The following is a 3,625-nucleotide window of genomic DNA, read 5'->3' as shown; positions in this document are numbered from 1 at the left end:
GGGCCATATAGCCAATTTCGTTGCTGGAATTGTGTTTATCCTGCCAACATATTTTGTATATAATAGACTAAAAACTAGAAAAGGTATGACACTAGCATTAATTACCGGAACGGCAATCATGGCGGTTATGATGAGTATCTTAAATTACTTCTTTATTTTACCTGCTTATACCGTTCTTATGGGCTTTCCAGATATGCGGAATTTGGTAGTGCCAGCCATCTTACCATTTAACATTTTAAAAGGCGTCATGATGTCCGTAATCTTTATGCTTCTATTCATTCGGATGCAGGCTTGGGTTAATAAATTTACAACCATTAAAAGCGCCTAAAAAGTACGACAGCAGGAAGGTCCGTCCTTCCTGCTCTTTTATTTGGATTTTATTAAAAATGAATTTAGCAAAATCACATCTGTAGATTAACAATGCCCCAAAAATAAAAAACCCCCTCATCTAAGTAGGTGAGGGGCAGTAGCTTAAAGTTTAGTGAACAAAATATTATTCAAATTTAGTTGGATTGCCATCAAAAGATTCGTCTGCTACTTTAATGGAATCAGTAGGACAGCCTTCGAAAGCATCCATCATGTCATCGATTAATACATCTGGAATTTCCACAATTCCTTCATTATCATCAAGAGTTACGAATGCGATACCTTCATCATCGTAATCATAGATATCTGGTGCAGCTGCTCCGCAAGCGCCACATGCGATACATGTTTCCTTATCAACAATTGTATACTTTGCCATGAAAAAAACCTCCCAGTAAATTAGAAAAATAATACTTCACATTTCCATTATCAATCTGAAAACGGATAACTCATATCTATTGTAAAACTGTATCGACAACTTTTCAATAGAAAAATGCCCATATTCCTTTAGTAATATAGTTGATTTTCTAAATCTTCCACATTTTTGGGCAACAAGTTCCTTTATTTCATGGTAGAATAAAGAGGAAAAATGGCTATTTTGTCGAATATTTGCGAAATAAGTGGTGGGAGGTTCGTATGCTGCAGATTGAATCCATCATTCTTTATAGTATAGAACAAATAAACAAGGAACGGACCATTTATTCACTTTATCACCTTCTGAATGGTAAAAAGTCATCACAAACCATCCAAGATGCCCACTTATTTTCATTGAAACATTATTTTGGAATATACGATCAATTATCAAGGGAATCGTTCGAATCAATAATCCATTCGATGGCTGGCAAAAGGTTGATAAATAATATCGGTGAACAACGCTTTAACATAACTCCCCTTGGAAAGGAACTTCTCGAAAAAGGTCCACTCCCCCGATATATTAATGGCTGGAACTTTCATCAAATCACATCCTTATTCTGGGAAAGATTGTCCTTATTAGTTCAAGTTGTATCAAATTTAATGTTTGGAGAGACACGGTATATTCCTATCCAAAAAAACAAAGAAGTTCATAATTGGTTAAAATCTACCCTAAAAGAGATCACCCTGCCAAGGCTGGAAATGGGCAGCACTGTTTATTTTGAACTAAATAATTGTTTTGATGTGGGAAAAGAAGTTGACCCCTCACTTGTAGTATTTCGGTTAACAGGTTTTCAACAAATAGGATTGACCCCTCTTCAAGTCGCAAAACAGTTAAATTTAGATTTCCATGATTATCAAATTGGGTTTACAAATACACTTCATTATTTAATTCAAAAAATCAAGGATGAGGGTAATCAGTTAAAAATCTTGCCATATCTCATAAACGATTTAATGCAAGATGATGAATTGACCCTAACATCTAGGAAAACACAGAGATTATTAAATCAAGGATATACACTTGATATGATTGCAAATATTAGGCACTTAAAATTGAGTACTATAGAAGATCATCTTGTTGAATTAACCTTAAATATAGAGGGTTTTTCCATTGAACCTTACGTAGATAGAGAGTTACAAAATAAGATATTGGAAATTTCACGGCGAACAGCAACCAAACAGTTGAAGTTAATTAGAGAAAAAATAGGAACGGCAACCTATTTTCAAATTAGGCTGGTACTGGCGAAATATGGTGATAGATAATGGAATTAGAAAAAGTACTGAAAGATCATTTTGGATATACAACTTTTAAGACAGGACAAAAAGAGGTAATCGCCTCAATACTATCTGGTCAACATACATTAGCAATGCTCCCAACAGGAACGGGAAAATCATTATGTTATCAACTTCCAGGGCTAATGTTGCAAGGGCAAATTATTATAATTTCCCCACTTCTTTCACTGATGCAGGATCAAGTAGACCAATTTAAAAGATTTGGAGAAAAGAGAGTAATCGCTTTAAACTCATTCCTATCCGCAGATGAAAGACAGAATGCTCTTCATCATCTTAATCAGTATAAATATATTTTTATATCGCCTGAAATGTTAATGGTTCCCTATATCCTGCGAAAACTTCAAGAACTTACCATCGCATTGTTTGTAGTAGATGAAGCCCACTGTATTTCTCAATGGGGCTTCGATTTTCGACCTGATTATTCAAAACTAGGCGAAATAAGAAAAAAGTTTGGTAATCCGCTCACTCTTGCATTGACTGCCACTGCTACCAAAAAAGTGCGGGAGGACATCATTGATTCACTTCACCTGGAGGATATCGTAAAAATTGATTCAACGATTGACCGGCCAAATATCGGCTTTTATGTCAAAGAGTTACATGACTTCCGTGATAAGCAAGACGTTGTCCTTGAGCTTGTTACGAAATTGAAAAAGCCTGGAATCATATATTTTTCAAGTAAAAAGGTTGCCGAACAAATGGCATTATTATTAACAGAAAAAGGAATTTGCCAGGCAATGGCCTATCATGGCGGATTCGACCAAAACACAAGAATTCTGATTCAACAACAGTTTATTTATGGACAACTAGATGTTATATGTGCAACCAGTGCGTTTGGCATGGGAATAAATAAAGAAAATATCCGGTTTATTATTCACTTTCACATGCCGATGCAAATAGAATCTTATCTTCAGGAAATTGGAAGGGCAGGTCGTGATGGCGAACAAAGTCTTGCCATCCTTTTATATGCACCAGGGGATGAACAACTCCCTCTCCAGTTGGCTGAAAGTGAACTGCCGACAGAGCAGCAAATAAACTGGTTGTTTAAAAGGATATACGATGAACAGATTCACAAGGATGGAAAGATTACCTTAGGTGTGGAACTAATGGATCTGGGTGGTTTTTCAGAAATTCAATGGCGAATTGTTGAGGACATTATCATAAACACACCGCTGGAAAGAGTAAATCTTGAACGATTACAAAAGCTCATTAAGGAATTTGTTCATGAACGATTATCAATTAAAAAAAATAATATTTATTGCATGAAAAAATGGGTTGAATCTAATTTCTGCAGACGCGAATATATATTACAGTATTTTGATGAAACATTGTTGCACAAGGTTCACCAATGCTGTGACATTTGCGGACTTCAAATAAGCGATTATCAAACAAAACATGCCGCTAATTCTCCTTCTGTCAGAAAAACTGAACAAAACTGGAAGGACTATTTGGCAAATATTCTAATTAATAGTGAGTTGAGGGAATGAAAAAGAAGTATTTTGAATTAATTAATGGATTAACGGATAAAGATTTACTTTTTCATCTGTATATGACACAAGTC

4 protein-coding genes are annotated in these 3,625 nt (G+C 35.3%); 3 read left to right on the top strand and 1 reads right to left on the bottom strand.

From position 1 onward, the window contains the following. On the top strand, positions 1-328 hold a 328-nt coding region (locus tag V7137_RS19195; RefSeq protein WP_335699563.1), incomplete at its 5' end, for an ECF transporter S component. A gap of 165 nt (positions 329-493) precedes the next feature. On the opposite strand, the gene V7137_RS19190 is transcribed toward V7137_RS19195, so the two are convergent. After that, the gene (locus V7137_RS19190) at positions 494-742 is read right to left on the bottom strand and encodes a ferredoxin (RefSeq protein ID WP_066060880.1); all 249 of its coding nucleotides are present in this window, start codon (positions 740-742) and stop codon (positions 494-496) included. A gap of 470 nt (positions 743-1,212) precedes the next feature. Between V7137_RS19190 and V7137_RS19185 the strand changes: the two genes are divergently transcribed. Both V7137_RS19185 and V7137_RS19180 read left to right on the top strand, forming a co-directional pair. After that, positions 1,213-2,037, top strand: a complete 825-nt coding sequence (locus V7137_RS19185; protein WP_335699562.1) for a helix-turn-helix domain-containing protein — start codon at positions 1,213-1,215, stop codon at positions 2,035-2,037. Further along, complete coding sequence (locus tag V7137_RS19180; protein WP_335699561.1) at positions 2,037-3,551, top strand: RecQ family ATP-dependent DNA helicase; 1,515 nt, start codon at positions 2,037-2,039, stop codon at positions 3,549-3,551. The genes V7137_RS19185 and V7137_RS19180 overlap by 1 nt, the downstream gene beginning before the upstream one ends. Positions 3,552-3,625: the final 74 nt, after the last annotated feature.

Origin of the sequence: Neobacillus drentensis (assembly GCF_036962765.1) — a bacterium.
GTDB lineage: Bacteria > Bacillota > Bacilli > Bacillales > Cytobacillaceae > Neobacillus > Neobacillus drentensis_C.
The sequence above is the reverse complement of the archived record's forward strand: the minus strand, read 5'-3'. Positions and strand labels throughout refer to the sequence as shown.